Origin of the sequence: Streptomyces sp. NPDC050315, assembly GCF_040655775.1 — a bacterium.
Lineage (GTDB): Bacteria > Actinomycetota > Actinomycetes > Streptomycetales > Streptomycetaceae > Streptomyces.
Window position 1 is genome coordinate 1 of record NZ_JBFAKN010000015.1, and the last position, 14,667, is coordinate 14,667.

Below are 14,667 nucleotides of genomic sequence, written 5' to 3' on the forward strand. Positions count from 1 at the left end.
GATCGGCCTGGCGGCTTACGGCGGAACCGGTCATGGCCGCAATGAGACACCTGTCGTCTCTCGCCTACACAACGGCTTCCGCACAGCATGGAGACAGCCGCCGCGGGCGGCTTCTTTCCTGCAGGCGGTGTGCTGCCGCCGATGAGAATGCGAGGTGGACGATGGATGTCGCGCAGGCGGTGATCTCCCGCCGCAGTGGCACCCGCGTGGTGGGGCCGGGCCCGACGGATGCAGAACTGGCCGAACTCGTATCGATGGCCGGGACAGCCCCGGATCATGGACGGCTGTCGCCCTGGCGGCTTATCAATCTTCGCGGCGAGGCCCGGCGAGCCCTTGGCGAGGCGATGGCCGCTTCCGTGGGGGACGAGGCGCTGCGCGAGCGCACCGTCGGCAAGGCTTTGCGGGCCCCGCTTCTCATCACGATCGTCTTCCGGCCGGAGGACCGTCCCAAGATTCCGCGCTGGGAGCAGCTGGCGGCCACCGTATGTGCGGTGCAGACGTTGGTACTCCTGCTGCACGACCGGGGCTGGAGCAGCATTTGGCGGACCGGCGCGTTCACGGAGGCTGCTGAGGTCCACAAGGTCTTGGAGCTTGCTGAAGGGGAGCAACTGCTCGGCTGGTTGTACGTCGGCACTGCAGAGACTGCAGCCCCTGCTACGCCGCGGGCATTGATTGATGGCTATGCAAAGTTCTCCGCGGTGGTGCCCCAGGCGGCGGCACTGCGGTAGCGGCCATCGCCACGGTCGGATGACGAGAGGTCCCGCACACCTTGGGTGCGCGGGACCTCTCGTCATGAGGACTGCAGTGGCAGGGTTGTCTTCGCCGACACTGGGGGCTGTTCCGCGGGCGTTGAGGGGCGGCGGAGTCGCCAAGCGCACCACAGTGCCGGCAGCAGAACCAGGGCGGGGAGGACTGATACGCCCAGCAAGACTCCGATGAGCGCGGATTCCGGCTGGGTGGCGGGGGCTCCTGCGCTCGAGGGAAGAAAACCTGTGGCGGAGAGCAGGAGAGAGAACAGTGCCGGTCCTGCTCCGGCGCCGATGACCTCTCCTGCCGTCCAGAGGCCGGTGAACGCGCCTCCGCGGTTGTGGCCGCCGAGTCGGGCGTCCTCGGCCACGGTGTCGCCGAGCAGGGCGATGGCGACGGTCTGCATGCCGGCGTAGCCGACACCGCAGACCGCGACGAAGGCGTAGGCGGCGATCCGGGGCACCAGTGGCGTGGTCACCAGGGCAGAGGCACCCAGGACGAAGAGAATGATGGAGATGACCAGCGCGTTCCGGTGGCCTGATCGTCGGGTCATGGCCTGCCAGAGGGGCGCCGTGAGCAGGAGTGGGACGATCAAACAGGCGAACAGGGGTGTCGTCGCCTTGGGATTTTGCAGCTGGTAGGTGGCGAAGTACTGGGCGGACGCCAGCATGATTCCTGTGGCCAGTGTCTGAGCCACATGGACTCCCAGAAGCCGTCGGAAGGCTTGGGATTCGCGGGCGACTCGCACCTGCTGTCGGAAGGTCATGCCGTGTGCACCGCTGCCGACGGGCCGGCTGGGGGCAGGAGGGGCACTGAACGCGGCGGCCAGCGTGCCGATCAGCAATAGCGCGCCGAAGACGACTCCCACCAGTGCGTAGCCGAGGCGTTCATCGGATGCTGTGTGAGCCAGCTGCGGCGCGGCTGAGCCTGCGAGGAGGATGGCCACGCCGTAGAGCACGGTGCGCCAGGTAGCCAGTTTCACTCGCTCTGCCGGGTCATGGGCAATCTCGGCCAATACGGCCAGGTAGGGCACTTGAAAAGCCGAGTAGGCGGTCGCGCACAGGAAGAAGGCAGCTCCTGTCCAGGCTGCGGAGGCGATACCCAGGGGGGTGGGTGCCATGAAGAGCAGCGCGAAGGTGAAGGACAGTGCACCGCCGCCGGCGACCATCCAGGTTCGTCGCGAGGCGGAGCGCCCTTTGGCGGGGTCGGATCTTCGGCCTACCCATGGGTGGAGAACCAGGTCCCAGGCCTTGGGCAGGACGATGACGATGGAGGCCACCGCGGCGGGGACGTCCAAGGTGTCGGTGAGGTAGTAAAGCAGGAGCAACCCGGGCACGGTGCCGAAGGTGCCGGTGGCCAGTGCTCCCACCGCGTAGCGCAGGGCCGCGGGGCGGGGGCTGGCGGCACTCATTGGGCCAGGGACTGCTCGGGGGCCGGGGCATCGCTGCTGCCGGTCGATGGTGCGAGGTATGCCATGGCGGCGCTGGTCATCGCACGCACGCCGGTGGCGATCGTCGGGCCGGGAACAGGGGCGAAGGTGGAGGAGTGGTTCTGCGGGATGTCCTCCGCCAGTCGGTCGGCAAGCAGCGCGGTGTGGAATTCCTCCGGGTCGTTTCCTCCGAAGAACCAGAAGACCGAGGGCACGCTGGCGGCGGTCCCCAGGACGCCGAAGTCCTCGCTGGCTGTGTTGGGTCCCATGGCGATCACTGACTCGGGGCCGAGAGCGGACTCGTGAGCCGCTGCGACGCGTTCGGTTGCGGCCGGATCATTGACGGTGGCAGGCAGTTGGTACCGGGAGATGATTTTCGGCTCCCGAGGAGCGTCGGCCGCCAGCGCCTCTGCCTTGGCGAACCGGGTGATGGCGTCAACGACCCGCTGCCGTACGGCTGGGGAGAAGGTGCGAATGTTAACGCCGAGTTCCGCCTCGTCGGGGATAACGGCGGCGGCGGTGCCGGCACGCAGTGACCCGACCGTGACGACCACGGACTCCTGCGCGGGGACGGTGCGGGAGACGATGGTTTGCAGTCGGCTGATGAGGGAGGCGGCCATCACCACCGGGTCGACCGCAGATTCCGGCTTGGAACCGTGTCCGCCCCGGCCGAAGAGACGGACAGTGAGACTGTCGGCGGCGCCCATCACCGTGCCTGGAATCTTGGCGACCATTCCGGCAGGCCCCGGCCCGACATGCTGACCGAGGATTATTTCGGGCTTGGGAAAACGGCGGAAGAGACCGTCGTCCACCATCGCCTGGGCCCCGAGCCCGCTTTCTTCGGCCGGCTGGAAAACGGCCAAGACAGTCCCGTGCCACCGGTCGCGCTGTGCGGTGAGCTGCTCACAGGCGCCGACCAGGCAGGTGACATGCATGTCATGCCCGCAGGCATGCATGACGGGTACCTGTGTGCCGTCCTCCCCCAAGGTAGTGGCGGTGGAGGCGTAGGGCAGTCCGGTCTGTTCGCGCACCGGCAGTGCGTCCATGTCCGCTCGGAGCATGACGACCGGTCCGGACCCGTTGTGCAGAACGGCTACGACACCGGTTCGTCCAACGCCGGTGGTGACATCCCACCCGAGTTGGGTGAGTCGTTCGGCCACCACGGAGGCCGTGCGCTTTTCTTGGAAGGCAAGTTCGGGATGGGCGTGGAGGTCCTGGTACAGATCCTCCAGACGAGGAAGCGCCTCTTCAATACGGGCAAATATCGCATTCATGAGTTCTCCGAGGTAGCTCAGGTCTGCAGCAGGAGATCCAGGGATGACTCGTCTGGTCCTACTGCTGGTATTCCTCAAGGAAGCGGCTCGTGCGGATGACCGCGTCGGTGAGCGTGTCGCTGCTGGCCAGTGTGACGAGCCGCAGACGGTCGGGGGCCGGCCAGCCGAAGTCGCTGCCCGGTGCCACGAGAATGTGCTCCTGCCGCAGGAGGTCCAGCGCCAGGCGGCGATCGTCGGCGATTCTGGCCTCCGTCCGGCGGTGACTGGCGAAGACGTACAGGGCTCCACGGGGTTTGACGCAACGCATCCCCACGTCATTGAGCACCTGCCAAGCCAGGTCACGCTGCTCTGCCAGGCGTCCGCCAGGCAGAGCCATCGCGCTGCCACCGCTGCTGCCCAAGGCGGGGGCGATGGCATGCTGTGCCGGCACGTTGGGGCACCCGCGTAGGGCAGCCAGCGCGTTCAGTGCCTCGGCGAAGGGCGTTGTACGGCGCAGCGGGCCGGTGAGGAGCAGCCAGCCGGCCCGGAATCCTCCGACGCGGTAGGCCTTGGACAGGCCGTTGAAGGTGAAGCACAAGAGGTCGGGGGCGAGTGTCGCTAGCGGGATGTGTGCCGCGTCGTCGAACAGGATCTTGTCGTGGACTTCGTCGGTAAACAACACCAGTCGGTGTCTTCGCGCGGCCTCTGCCAGCCCCAGGAGCGTGGTGCGGTCGTAGACCGCGCCGGTGGGGTTGTTGGGGTTGATCACCAGCAGTGCCTTGGTACGGGGTGTCACCTTGCGTGCCAGGTCGACCAGGTCCGGCTGCCATCCCGCTTGCTCGTCGCATTGGTAGGGGACGGGCGTGCCGCCTGCCATGGTGATGGCTCCGGTCCACAGCGGGTGGCTGGGTAGCGGGACGAGCACCTCGTCGCCGTCTTCCAACACGGCTTGGGTGGCCATGAAGATGAGTTCCGAGGCTCCGTTTCCGACGTAGACGTTGTCGATGTCGACGCGCGGCACGCCGATGCTGCGGTAGTGCTGGACGATGGCGCGGCGGGCGGGGGTGAGGCCTTGCGGGTGGCAGTAGCCGGGAGAGTCTGCCAGGGAGCGGTGAACATCCAGGAGCAGGCTCTCCGGTGGCTGGAAGCCGAAGGCTACGGGGTCTGCCGTGTGCAGTCGCAGGATGCGTTTGCCGCTGCGTTCCAAGGTGTCGGCCGCGGTTGGTGGGCTCGTCGCGTAGCTGCGGCTGATCCCGTCGGTGCGGCCGGCACGGCCAGGAGGGCGCTGGCGACTAAGGTCGCCGCGCCGTGCTGGCAGAGGCGCTGCGCAGGCGTCTCTAGCGTCGGTCATGAGCTTTCAACGGCAACCGGCTCCTCAGCCCTGACCGGCGGGGTGGCGGCAGGCGACGCAGACAGGCGCGCCCATTGGGCGAGTCCCACACATGCCAGTACCAGGACTGCGGCGGCCAGCGTCCATGCGTCGATCGTCTCGTTCAGCAGCAGCGCCGCCCATCCGACGGTCAGCAGAGGCTGCAGCAGTTGGATCTGGCTACCTCGCGTAACGCCGACGCGAGCGAGGCCGGGGTACCAGGCGCAGAACCCGAGGAACATGGAGAAGAGGGAGACGTAGAGCAGGCCGATGATGGGCTGGGTCGCGAAGTCGTGCGGCGGGGCGACGGCGAGAGAGACGATGGTGATCGGCAACGTGAGGGGCAGGGACAGGACAAGGCCCCAGGAGATGACCTGCCATCCCGGCATCGACTTGGAGAGGCGGCCGCCTTCGGCGTATCCGAGGCCGCCGGTGATAAGGGATCCCAGCAGCAGCAGGTCGGCGAAGGTGAATCCGCCGAAGCCCTGACGCAGCGTGTAGATGACGATGACAGCAGCGCCAGCGGCAGAGGCCCACCAGAACAGTGCGCTGGGGCGCTCACCACGCAGCCGTCCGAAGGCTGCCGTGGCCAGGGGGAGCAGGCCGGTGACCACCGCGGCGTGGCTGGAGCTCACGTGTTCCAGGGCGAGCGCGGTGAAGATGGGGTAGCCGGCGACGATTCCCACGCCGACGAGCAGCAGAGGGATCAGCTGTTCACGGTTGGGCCGGCGCACGCGCTTGACCATCAGCCATATGGCGGCCGGGATGGCCGCGACAACAGCGCGGCCGATGCCGATGGTCCAGGCGTTGAAGGACGGCAGTGCCTTCTGCGTGGCCGGAAAGGTGAGGGAAAAGGCCAGCACGCCCAGCACGGCCAGCAGGAGCCCCGTGCCGTTCACGGTTGGGGAGGTTGTCTTTTGGGGTTGCATGCTCGTTCTGCCTCTTTCGGTGCGCTGGGGACGGTGCCGGGTTCTTGTGGGCCCGGCACCGTCACGTTAAGGCGCCGCCGGATGTTGTGCCCTGTCCAATCACGAAGTCGTGGTTCGGTTGAGCTGAGGTAGGAGCGCGAGGGGCGTTCAGGGGTGGTGGTACTCCGTGAGGAATGCGCCGATGCGGGTGATGGCGTCGGTCAGTTGCTCCGCGTCGGGCAGGGTGACGAGGCGGAAATGATCGGGGGTGGCGAGATTGAATCCTCGGCCGTGGACCAGGAGAATCTTCTCTTGACGCAGCAAGTCCAGCATGAGCTGTTCGTCGTCGCTCACCGGGTAGACCTTTGGGTCCAGTTTAGGAAAAACGTAGAGAGCACCCTTGGGTTTGGTGCAGCTGACGCCCGGTATGTCATTGAGAATTTTCCAGGCCACGTCACGTTGGACATGTAGGCGGCCACCAGGAAGTACCATTTCTGTTATGGACTGTCGGCCTCCCAGAGCGGTGGCGATTGCATGCTGTGACGGCACATTGGGGCACAGGCGCATGTTTGCCAGGATTCCCAGCCCCTCGAGGTATTCTCTGGCGTGCGCCTTTGGCCCGCTGACGGCCAACCACCCGGAGCGGTAGCCACAGACACGGTAGGATTTTGACAAACCGTTGAAGGTCAGACACAGCAGGTCCGGGGCCATACTGGCCAGTGGTACGTGTTTGACTCCGTCGTAGACGATTTTGTCGTAGATCTCGTCGGCGCACAGGAGCAATTGGTGCCGCCCGGCAAGGTCAGCTATTCCACGCAGCAGGGTTTCGTCGTACACGGCCCCGGTGGGGTTGTTCGGGTTAATCAGCACGATGGCTTTCGTGCGATCTGTAATTTTCTTCTCTATGTCGGCGAGATCGGGGTACCAGTCGCCTTTTTCATCGCACGCATAGTGCACCGGTTTTCCGCCGGCGAGGCTGACGGATGCCGTCCACAAGGGATAGTCGGGAGAAGGGATGAGGACCTCGTCCCCCGTGTCCAGCAGCGCTTGCATCGCCATTTGTATGAGCTCAGATACACCGTTCCCGAGGTAGATGTCATCAATGTCGATGCCCTCGACACCTCGGGTTTCGTAGTACTGCACTACTGCCCTTCGCGCAGCGACCAGGCCCTGCGAGTCGCCGTAACCATGGGATTCAGCGAGCGCTCGCTGCATGTCCAGCACGATTTCGGCAGGTGCCTCGAAACCGAACGCAGCAGGGTTGCCGGTGTTCAGCTTCAGGATGCGATGGCCTTCTCGCTCGAGGCGCTTCGCTTCCTCGACGAGCGGTCCGCGGATGTCGTAGCAGACATCGGCGAGTTTCCCTGACTGGCCAATTTTCGTCATGGGGCGGACGGCTGGATCGCTCGGCCTGCCGTCTTGGCGTCGTTCCCGGGGCGGGATCGCTATAATTCGTCCCATTTTTCCACTGCCCATTGTGGCACCCTTCGTGCGCGACGTCGGAGGGACTGCTCCGCCGGTATGTGCTGAGGGTATCCAACACCTGATCTTCGTTAAGTACTCGACCGGCGCATTCGGACAAGGGTTACTCGGCTGCTGCGGCCGATGCCAGTAGGGCTTCGACCTTGCTGCGGCAGATTCCGCATCCGGTGGTCGCCTTGGTGCTGCGGGCAATCGCAGCGATGCTGGTGGCCCCCTGCGTCCATGCTTCCAGAATCGTTTTTTGTGGGACGTTGTTGCAGTAGCACACGGCTGCGTCTTCCGGCTTCTGGCCGGCGACAGGCTCCTCCAGCTTTTCCAGATGCAGCATCCGGATGGCTTTGTTCCGTGTCAGGCGAGTACCAGCGTGATAGTGCTCGACAAAAGGTGTGGCGTCTTCTGCTTCTCCCCCGAGGACCACCGCGCCGCTGATGCGGCCTTCGCGCAATACGATGCGCCGGTACGCACTGTGGTCGGCGTCCTCAACGGCGTGCACGTTGGGCCCATCAGGGGCGTTGGACTCCCCCATCACGGTAAGTTCGATGCCGGGTGCCTTCAGCCGTGTAGCAGCTGGCGGGTGCGCCAGGCACGCATCGCGATCTCGCGCGCCGGTTATGGCTTCCGCGGCCTTTCGCGCCTGCTTCCATGCCTCACCGACCAGCCCGCTGACGACACCGTCAGCTTCGGCGCAGTCGCCGACGGCGTAGATGTCCGGGTCAGCGGTACGCATGTCCTGATCCACGAGCACGCCTGCCCCGATGGGAAGCTCAGCCGCTTCGGCCAGCGCTGTCGCCGCCGCGAAGCCGCACGAAAGGACAAGGAGATCGCAGGGGATCCACGTCCCGTCCCCCAGTCGTACCTCCTGCACCCGCCGGTCCCCGGCGACGGCAGTAATCGTGCAGCCCAGCCGCACGGTGACGCCGACACCGGCCAGCTTTTCGACCAGGATTTGCGAGGCCACCTGGTCCAGCTGGCGGTTCATGAGCACTTCGCCGGCGTGCAGCACCTCTACGTCCGCGCCGCGGGTGACGAGGGCGCGAGCAGTTTCCAGGCCCAGGAGGCCGCCGCCCAGGACAACGGCCCGGGAACCCGGTGTGACGGAGCGCAGGATGCGTCGGCAATCGTCCAGGGTGTGAAAGAAAGCAGCACCCTGGATCAGTTCTCCGGATTCCTCGCACAGCCCTGATATATCGGGCATCCGCGGGATTCCTCCGGTTGCCAGAACGAGTGCGTCATAGGAATGCTCTATCCCTGCAGCATCCTTCACTACTTTTTTATCACGGTCGATTTTAAGAGCTCGTAGACCAGTCTCGATTTCCGCCTTTCCTTGCTCCTCCGCGAGGCCGATGTCCGCTTCCTCAACAATACCGGACAATACTTCTGTCAGCATGGTACGGTTGTAGGCTGGATGCTCTTCTGCGCCAAGCACTGTGATGCTCAGCTCGGGATCCCTGTCAACCAATTCGGCCACCGTGCGCGCACCGGCCATGCCATTGCCGACAATAACGACACGTTTTTTCATTTCCGCCCCTGTTGACCATTGCCGGATTACTCATGGCTCACGGCTCAGTTATGCGAGGGCCGCGATTACTTAAGCATGGCTCACGGTTGCGTTGCAGGACTCTTGGCCTGTCGGCCTGATCAGGGCATGCCCGGAAGCGGAATCTTGGCAGCCGGCCAGCCACGGAGCGGCCGTGATGCGCGCGAATGCCCTCTCACGTGGGGCTTCATCGGGAAGCGGCCAGCTTGGTTCGCCCTGGCGGGCGCCTGAACACCTCTCCAAGCTGACACTTACAGGGCTATTTGCCCGATAGGGCACATGTGGTAATTTTGTTCTCTTTGCCAGCATAAGATCCACTTCCACCGGCCTGCACATTCGCCGCACAATTCGCCACTATGGACGGATATCAAAAAACGATTGCCGCCCCCCTTCGCAACTCACGTCAAATTTTCAACCAAATAATGCTGTAGGTTGCACTTTCGGCGAGAGTTCCCTTAAATTGGTTTCGTTAGGAAACCTAATGAGGTCAGCGACGACGGCGTCGACTGATTGCAGCGCTGTGACGTCGGTCACCGGCAAAAAATTGCCGATTGGTCGACTGCTAGGTCCCGAACGAAAGGGTGGGGCTTGACATGCACGAAGACTACGCTGCGTCCATACAGGGCGCCAATCGACAGCAGGCGCATGCACTCTACGAATTGGCCCTGTGGGACGTAACCTGGACGCCTCGCGAGGCGATGCACCGATTCGGCTGGTCCGAGTCAGAGTTCGAAAAGAACATCAAATCCCTGAAACGACTGGGACTTGTCGCGGAAAATCCCAGTACACCCAGTGGCTGGGTGGCCCTTCCTCCACAAAATGCACTTGGCGACCTGCTGGACGAAGCGAAAAACAGGGTGTCAGATTTCTGTGCCGACATGTCTCGCGCCTGGGAAAGCATCTTTGACGTGCTTACAGAATTCAAAACCACTTACATGAGTCATCTGGAGGAAAACCGTGTCACGGTGATAGATGATCCCGGCGCTATCGCTGCCACCCTCGAGCGGGAAATCCGAGGGGCCACTAGGGAGGTCGTCCTGCTGGGTTCCGGGCAAGCATTGGCGGCGCCACTGGAGCAGGTGTGTGCTTCTGTTCTGAAGCGTGGCGTCACACTGCGTTCCGTGATCAGGTCCTCTACCGCAGGCACCTCGCAGCCGGTCAACATTCTGCGCGGTTTGCAAGCCCTTGGGGCGGACCTACGAACCTACCCCACGCTCCCTCTCAGCTTTGCGCTGATCGATTGCTCCACTGCTCTTTTCAGCGCTCCCGCCCACCGTCTCTCCGATGACGGGAAAGGCCGCATGGTGGTGGTCCACAGCCCGCTGGTGAACGAAGTCCTGCGATCAGTGTTCGACTACTACTGGTCCCAGTCCTCTGCGTTCGCCCCCAGCCCTGCCAGGGATTCCTTTCCGGGGAACGGAGAGCCTCTCGTGTTTCGTTCTGCTACCACCCCGATCCGGAAGGCACCGCAGTCCGACAGCCTGCAACAGACCACCCTTCTGCGCATGCTCGCCGGCGGGATGACGGACCAGGCGATTTCGCGGCGGCTCGGAGTGCATGAAAGGACCGTGCGCCGAAAAGTTGCCGAGATAACGGCGAGCCTGAAAGCAAACAGTCGTTTCCAGGCCGGAGTCAACGCGGCGAAGGCTGGCTGGCTGGACGAGGAAGCCGTGAGGCTACAGCCCGAGGACAGCTGGACGGCATAGGCCAGACCGAACGCGATCGCTGGAGGCCAGGGATGGACAGGGGGCGCTGCTCAGCCCCCTGTCGCGCCAAGAGAGGCGCCGTTTGCCGGCGCCGGTGGCCCGCCCGCTTGCGTCAGCATCCCGCAATCCCGGTGCGTGAAGGTCATAGCTTGATGAAGTCCTCGGCCCCCACGCGCCGCAGTGTCCATGCAGCACGCTTGGGATGTGCGGGGGCAGGTACCGTCAGCAACGGACAGCGGACATTCCAGCGCACGTACTGCCGGACCGGTGCCCACCATGCCCTGGGCCGGCCGCCCACGACCAGCAGGTGTCCCTCCTTATGGGCCACGTCTCGCAGAACTCTGCCGGGTCCGCCGCGCACCACCAGCTTGCGCACCGGAACATCGGTCGGCGTCCCTCCCAGTGCCTCCTCAAAGGCCTGGTCCAGACGCTTGCGTGCCTGCCTTGCCCAATGCGCTGCCCAGATCCGGTCCGGATGCCGGACTGAGAGCGCCCGTCCTTCAGGGGTCTCCCACACAATCACGGCCGTGAGCTCACGGCCGCTGTGGCGCGCCTCGGTCACAGCCGCACGGAGCGCCGCCAAGCTCGCCAGTGAGCCGCTGACACCCACCACTACGCGCTCTCCGCTCACCTGTGCTCTGTCTCCTCGTTCTCGTCGACCGCAGTGCTGGGTCCCGGACCACCACCGGGACCCAGCTGTGCCTCGCCCTGCGGGTGATGCTGCAACAGATCCTCTAAGTTGGGCGCCGCTAATGGCATAGCCAATCCACAAGTGGTGGTCAGGTCAGGTCCTGTGGGGGCAGGACATCAGTCGCTAAGCGCCCTTCTGGACCGGCAGCAGCGCATACGGGGTCCGTTCGGTGCTCGGGCGATCTTTGCAGCCTCGGGCAGGGTCAGGATTTGGGCGGACTGATGCGGATCTCGCGCGTGACAGCCGAGAGTGGGCCCCCCTCGGAGCGTTCCGTCTTGCAGCCCTTGACGCCGGGATGCACGCTCCGTGGGTCGATTGCCTCCGAAGGGGCGCCTGTGTTGTACAAGCCGGTGGGCTGCTGGTCGCGGTCGTGGGGGGCCAACCAAAAGACACGGCGTAGGTGAGTGCCGGAGAAGCGGCTGGGTTTGGCATCGGGCCCCAGGACCGCGTATCCGATCATCCGTCCGCTGCGGTGGTAGGGGGGGCGATGTGTGCGTCCTGGGACCCGGTCGAGGGATTGTCGAACGTAGTCGAGCCTGTCGGGGTCCTCCAGCCATACGATGCCTGTTTCGTGCGTGAGGTCCGCGGGGTCGATGAGCGCGCTCACGCGTTCTCCTTTGTGGTGTCGCTGAGGATGCCGATGCCGGGGTAGTACTTCTTGGAATTGGAGGTGGCCATTTCCTTGGGCGAGCGCAGGCCCAGGGTCTCTCGGACGCGTCCGGCGAACGTGCGGGAAGTCAGGGGCAGCGCTCCTTCGTCCTCGCACCAGCGGGCGTATTCGCGGTAGAGGTGCTTCTGTTCGGCGCGCAACCCTGGTTTGACGGTGCAGGTCTCGTTCAAGAAGCGTCCCATGTGGTCTTCGGTCTCGGCGTAGGCGGCGGTGGCCAGGCGTACGCGTTCGGGGCCCGAGAGGTCGTTTTCTCCTGCTAGGTAGCGGCCTGCGCCCTTGATGAGCCAGTTCAGGATGCCAGGGCCTTCTGTGCTGACGAGGACGTCGGCAAGGTTGTCCACTTTGCAGGCGTCGGGCACGACGCGCTCGAAGGGAACGAGGCGCATGCGTCGCCAGAACGCGAAGCCCCCTGTGGTGACGAGCGGGTGGTGGTTTCCCAGGAGGAAGAGTTTGTGGGTAGGGGTGAAGGAGAAGAAGTCCTGCCGCATGCGGCGGGCTTTGATGGTGTCGCCGCCGGTGAGGAGCTTCACACGGGCTTCGTCGAAGCGGTCTCCGGCCTTGAGCTCACCACAGACGATGATCCTGCGGCCATGCAACTCTGCGAGGTCGGTGGGGTGTTCTTCGAAGTGTTTAGCCATCAGGAAGCCAGGTGACGCCGCGTCGGCGTAGTCGCCCAGCAGTTTGATGATGACGTCCATGAGCACGCTTTTGCCGTTTTTGCCCATGCCGTAGAAGAAGGCCATCACCTGCGCTCCGACATCGCCGGTGATGGCGTAGCCCAGAAGCAGGTGCAGGAACTCGATCATCTTGCGGCCGTCGGTGTCGTCTCCGAAGGTGTCGCGCAGGAAGCGGTCCCAGCGCGGTGTTGGGATGTTCCGTGGTGTTACAGCGGTGCAGCGCGAATGGAAGTCACGGAGCGGATGGGCTTCCTCGACTGTCCCGGTCATCAGGTCGACGACGCCTTTGGGGGTGCACAGGGCGTAGGGGTCGGCATCCAGGTCTGCGGCGTCCAGCCGCATGCCGTCGGCGGACCTGGCCTGTTGCAGCATGGCTTTGATGCCTGAGGTAGACATGGCGTGTCGCCGTTGGCGCCGGAGCGCGGTGTCGGGGTGGTGGCCGGTGGGGTCGGTCTGTGCGAGTGACTCGGCCATGTCGCCTGCAGCCCAGACAACGGTGTCATGCTCGTCGGGCTGCCACCGGCCTCCTGCCCATGTGTACCAGCCCAGGCCATTCACGTGTCGGTATGTACCCGCGTAGAGGTGTGCGAAGGCTGCGGCCATCCCGCGGTCGGTCAGGGACGCGGGGAGCAGCCCTGTGCCAGTGAGGAGGCAGGGAGAGCGCTGATCTTCGGCTGCAGGAGGTGACGGCTGTGCTGCGGTACGGGGGGCGTTGATGGTGTACCTGGCCACAGTTGCCGGATGGGGAACATCGGGCTTCATGCGTGACCTCCGGGGTGGGAGAGACGCCGAGGTGTTGCTGTCGGCGTTGCGCGAAGAGGGTGGGCGCTGCGCGTGGGCCGGCTTGGGTGGGCTTGTAGGGCGCAGGCAGGTGGATGTTCTCGGATGGCGAGAGCGCCCAACGAGGTGGCGTGGTTGAGACGTTGGGCGGTGAGGGCCGCTGTGGCGGACCGTTGGAGGCAGGCGTTATTGCCAGCTATGACTGTTGTGTGGGATGTAGGCCCGGCAAGTGACAGGAAATGTTTCCCTGGGACACGGATGCTGCTGCCTGCGATGAGGGGAGCAGTGCGAGCGTGGGAGGAGGACAGTGACCCGGCAGGGCGGTGGGGACAAGAGCGCCGGCGTCTTTGCCGTGTGTGCGGCGCTGGCGTGCTGAGGGGCGGGGTCGGCCGAGGGCAGGTAGCTGGGTCGGTGCCCGGAGTTGCGGTTTGTTCGTCTGAGTGAGGCGAGCTCAGGGCCGGGGTGGGTGTCTGGTGGTCGTGGTGCTGGTTGGAGCGCCGTTGGTGGGCGTGGGTTTGGGTTCGGTACCACACGTGCAGGTCTCCCGTCGTGGTGCAGACCCGTGGGCTTGGGGGCCTGGGCGGGGTGGGGATGCGGTGGGGGCGGCCGGCGTGTGGAAGCCGTTTGCCACCCGGGTGGGGTCGAGTTGTTGCGGTGAGTCGCTGCGGGCAGCAGTCGCTGCCTTCAGCCCGCTGTCTCGTGTGACTCCGACTCGGATGGATCTGCAGGGGCGGTGCACTGCTGCTGCCGCGGGCTGCGGTCACCACGAGCGGAGTGCGGGATGTGGGGGCGTCGCTGGGCGGGGGCCGGAACGCTGCCGCCGGGGATGTTTACTACTGCAAGCCGCTGCGGGGTGGTCAGGCGCAGTTCGGCCCCCGGCTGCACTCTCAACCCTTGTGAGCATCGGAGCGTTGCGTTGCTGTTTGGGCCGCACGGCAGGGTGGCGTCGGCTCCCAGCAGTGCCGGCAGTCGTCCGATGGCCGCGCCGAGGAGGTTCGCCGTATATCGGTAAAGGTGCTGTTCAGGCATGGAGTAGCTGCCCGACCAGCGACTTAAGCGACTCAAGATCAACATAGCGGGAACTTTAGTCCAGCTAAGGAATGATCTCAGCCTGCGAGTGAGGCATCCCGGATTCTGAGACGTTCTCGGATATGCCTCTGACATGTTGCACTTCCTTCAGCGATACAGCGGACTAAGTGAAGAAACTTTGCTGTGAATTTACGAAGTAGTGGGCTGCCGGGCGAGGCAGGGGCAGCAACTCGCGGCTCCCGTCGCTGTCACGGTCTCCCGCCGACGGCGGGAGACCGTCGTGCGCTGCCGGGTTGGCGTGCCTCCTGTCCGATGTCCTGAGAGGTCATCTCACAGGAGCCACGCCAACCGTGAGTGCTCGAGCACGCCGCCAGGAGGAGTACTCCCGG

11 protein-coding genes are annotated in these 14,667 nt (G+C 64.8%); 2 read left to right on the top strand and 9 right to left on the bottom strand.

Features of this window, described 5'->3' with window-relative positions:
• Nucleotides 1–161 precede the first annotated feature (161 nt).
• Entirely contained in the window at nt 162–728 is a 567-nt protein-coding gene (locus tag AB0I82_RS35060; RefSeq protein WP_363261537.1) for a nitroreductase, read from the top strand.
• A 62-nt stretch (nt 729–790) separates the two neighbouring features.
• Here the strand turns inward: AB0I82_RS35060 and AB0I82_RS35065 are convergent, their stop codons facing one another.
• The 6 genes from AB0I82_RS35065 to AB0I82_RS35090 all read right to left on the bottom strand — a co-directional run bounded on the left by AB0I82_RS35065 (nt 791) and on the right by AB0I82_RS35090 (nt 8,707).
• Nucleotides 791–2,158 carry an MFS transporter gene (locus AB0I82_RS35065; protein WP_363261538.1) on the bottom strand — a complete coding sequence of 456 codons (1,368 nt, stop codon included), beginning with the start codon at nt 2,156–2,158 and terminating at the stop codon, nt 791–793.
• Complete coding sequence (locus tag AB0I82_RS35070) at nt 2,155–3,450, bottom strand: amidohydrolase (protein WP_363261539.1); 1,296 nt, start codon at nt 3,448–3,450, stop codon at nt 2,155–2,157. The genes AB0I82_RS35065 and AB0I82_RS35070 overlap by 4 nt, the downstream gene beginning before the upstream one ends.
• A gap of 58 nt (nt 3,451–3,508) precedes the next feature.
• Nucleotides 3,509–4,636 (bottom strand): aminotransferase class I/II-fold pyridoxal phosphate-dependent enzyme, encoded by a 1,128-nt coding sequence (locus tag AB0I82_RS35075; protein WP_363261540.1) that lies wholly within the window; start codon nt 4,634–4,636, stop codon nt 3,509–3,511.
• 140 nt (nt 4,637–4,776) lie between these two features.
• On the bottom strand, nt 4,777–5,697 hold the full coding sequence (locus AB0I82_RS35080) for a DMT family transporter (RefSeq protein ID WP_363261541.1): 921 nt from the start codon (nt 5,695–5,697) through the stop codon (nt 4,777–4,779).
• Nucleotides 5,698–5,874: 177 nt separating this feature from the next.
• The gene (locus tag AB0I82_RS35085) at nt 5,875–7,092 is read right to left on the bottom strand and encodes a pyridoxal phosphate-dependent aminotransferase (RefSeq protein ID WP_363261542.1); all 1,218 of its coding nucleotides are present in this window, start codon (nt 7,090–7,092) and stop codon (nt 5,875–5,877) included.
• A gap of 199 nt (nt 7,093–7,291) precedes the next feature.
• Complete coding sequence (locus AB0I82_RS35090) at nt 7,292–8,707, bottom strand: FAD-dependent oxidoreductase (protein WP_363261543.1); 1,416 nt, start codon at nt 8,705–8,707, stop codon at nt 7,292–7,294.
• Nucleotides 8,708–9,318: 611 nt separating this feature from the next.
• Between AB0I82_RS35090 and AB0I82_RS35095 the strand changes: the two genes are divergently transcribed.
• Nucleotides 9,319–10,431 (top strand): LuxR C-terminal-related transcriptional regulator, encoded by a 1,113-nt coding sequence (locus tag AB0I82_RS35095; RefSeq protein ID WP_363261544.1) that lies wholly within the window; start codon nt 9,319–9,321, stop codon nt 10,429–10,431.
• Nucleotides 10,432–10,573: 142 nt separating this feature from the next.
• On the opposite strand, the gene AB0I82_RS35100 is transcribed toward AB0I82_RS35095, so the two are convergent.
• The 3 genes from AB0I82_RS35100 to AB0I82_RS35110 form a co-directional block, all read right to left on the bottom strand.
• Entirely contained in the window at nt 10,574–11,062 is a 489-nt protein-coding gene (locus tag AB0I82_RS35100) for a universal stress protein (protein ID WP_363261545.1), read from the bottom strand.
• Between the two features lie 262 nt (nt 11,063–11,324).
• Complete coding sequence (locus AB0I82_RS35105) at nt 11,325–11,729, bottom strand: DUF6009 family protein (RefSeq protein WP_363261546.1); 405 nt, start codon at nt 11,727–11,729, stop codon at nt 11,325–11,327.
• Nucleotides 11,726–13,072, bottom strand: a complete 1,347-nt coding sequence (locus tag AB0I82_RS35110; protein WP_363261547.1) for a phage/plasmid primase, P4 family — start codon at nt 13,070–13,072, stop codon at nt 11,726–11,728. Before AB0I82_RS35110 ends, AB0I82_RS35105 begins: the two co-directional genes overlap by 4 nt.
• Nucleotides 13,073–14,667 lie beyond the last annotated feature (1,595 nt).

Coding starts and splice junctions, on each gene's coding strand:
- AB0I82_RS35085 (WP_363261542.1), bottom strand. CDS start 7,092: ATGACGAAAATTGGCCAGTCAGGGAAACTCGCCGATGTCTGCTACGAC.
- AB0I82_RS35090 (WP_363261543.1), bottom strand. CDS start 8,707: ATGAAAAAACGTGTCGTTATTGTCGGCAATGGCATGGCCGGTGCGCGC.
- AB0I82_RS35060 (WP_363261537.1), top strand. CDS start 162: ATGGATGTCGCGCAGGCGGTGATCTCCCGCCGCAGTGGCACCCGCGTG.
- AB0I82_RS35095 (WP_363261544.1), top strand. CDS start 9,319: ATGCACGAAGACTACGCTGCGTCCATACAGGGCGCCAATCGACAGCAG.
- AB0I82_RS35065 (WP_363261538.1), bottom strand. CDS start 2,158: ATGAGTGCCGCCAGCCCCCGCCCCGCGGCCCTGCGCTACGCGGTGGGA.
- AB0I82_RS35070 (WP_363261539.1), bottom strand. CDS start 3,450: ATGAATGCGATATTTGCCCGTATTGAAGAGGCGCTTCCTCGTCTGGAG.
- AB0I82_RS35110 (WP_363261547.1), bottom strand. CDS start 13,072: ATGGCCGCAGCCTTCGCACACCTCTACGCGGGTACATACCGACACGTG.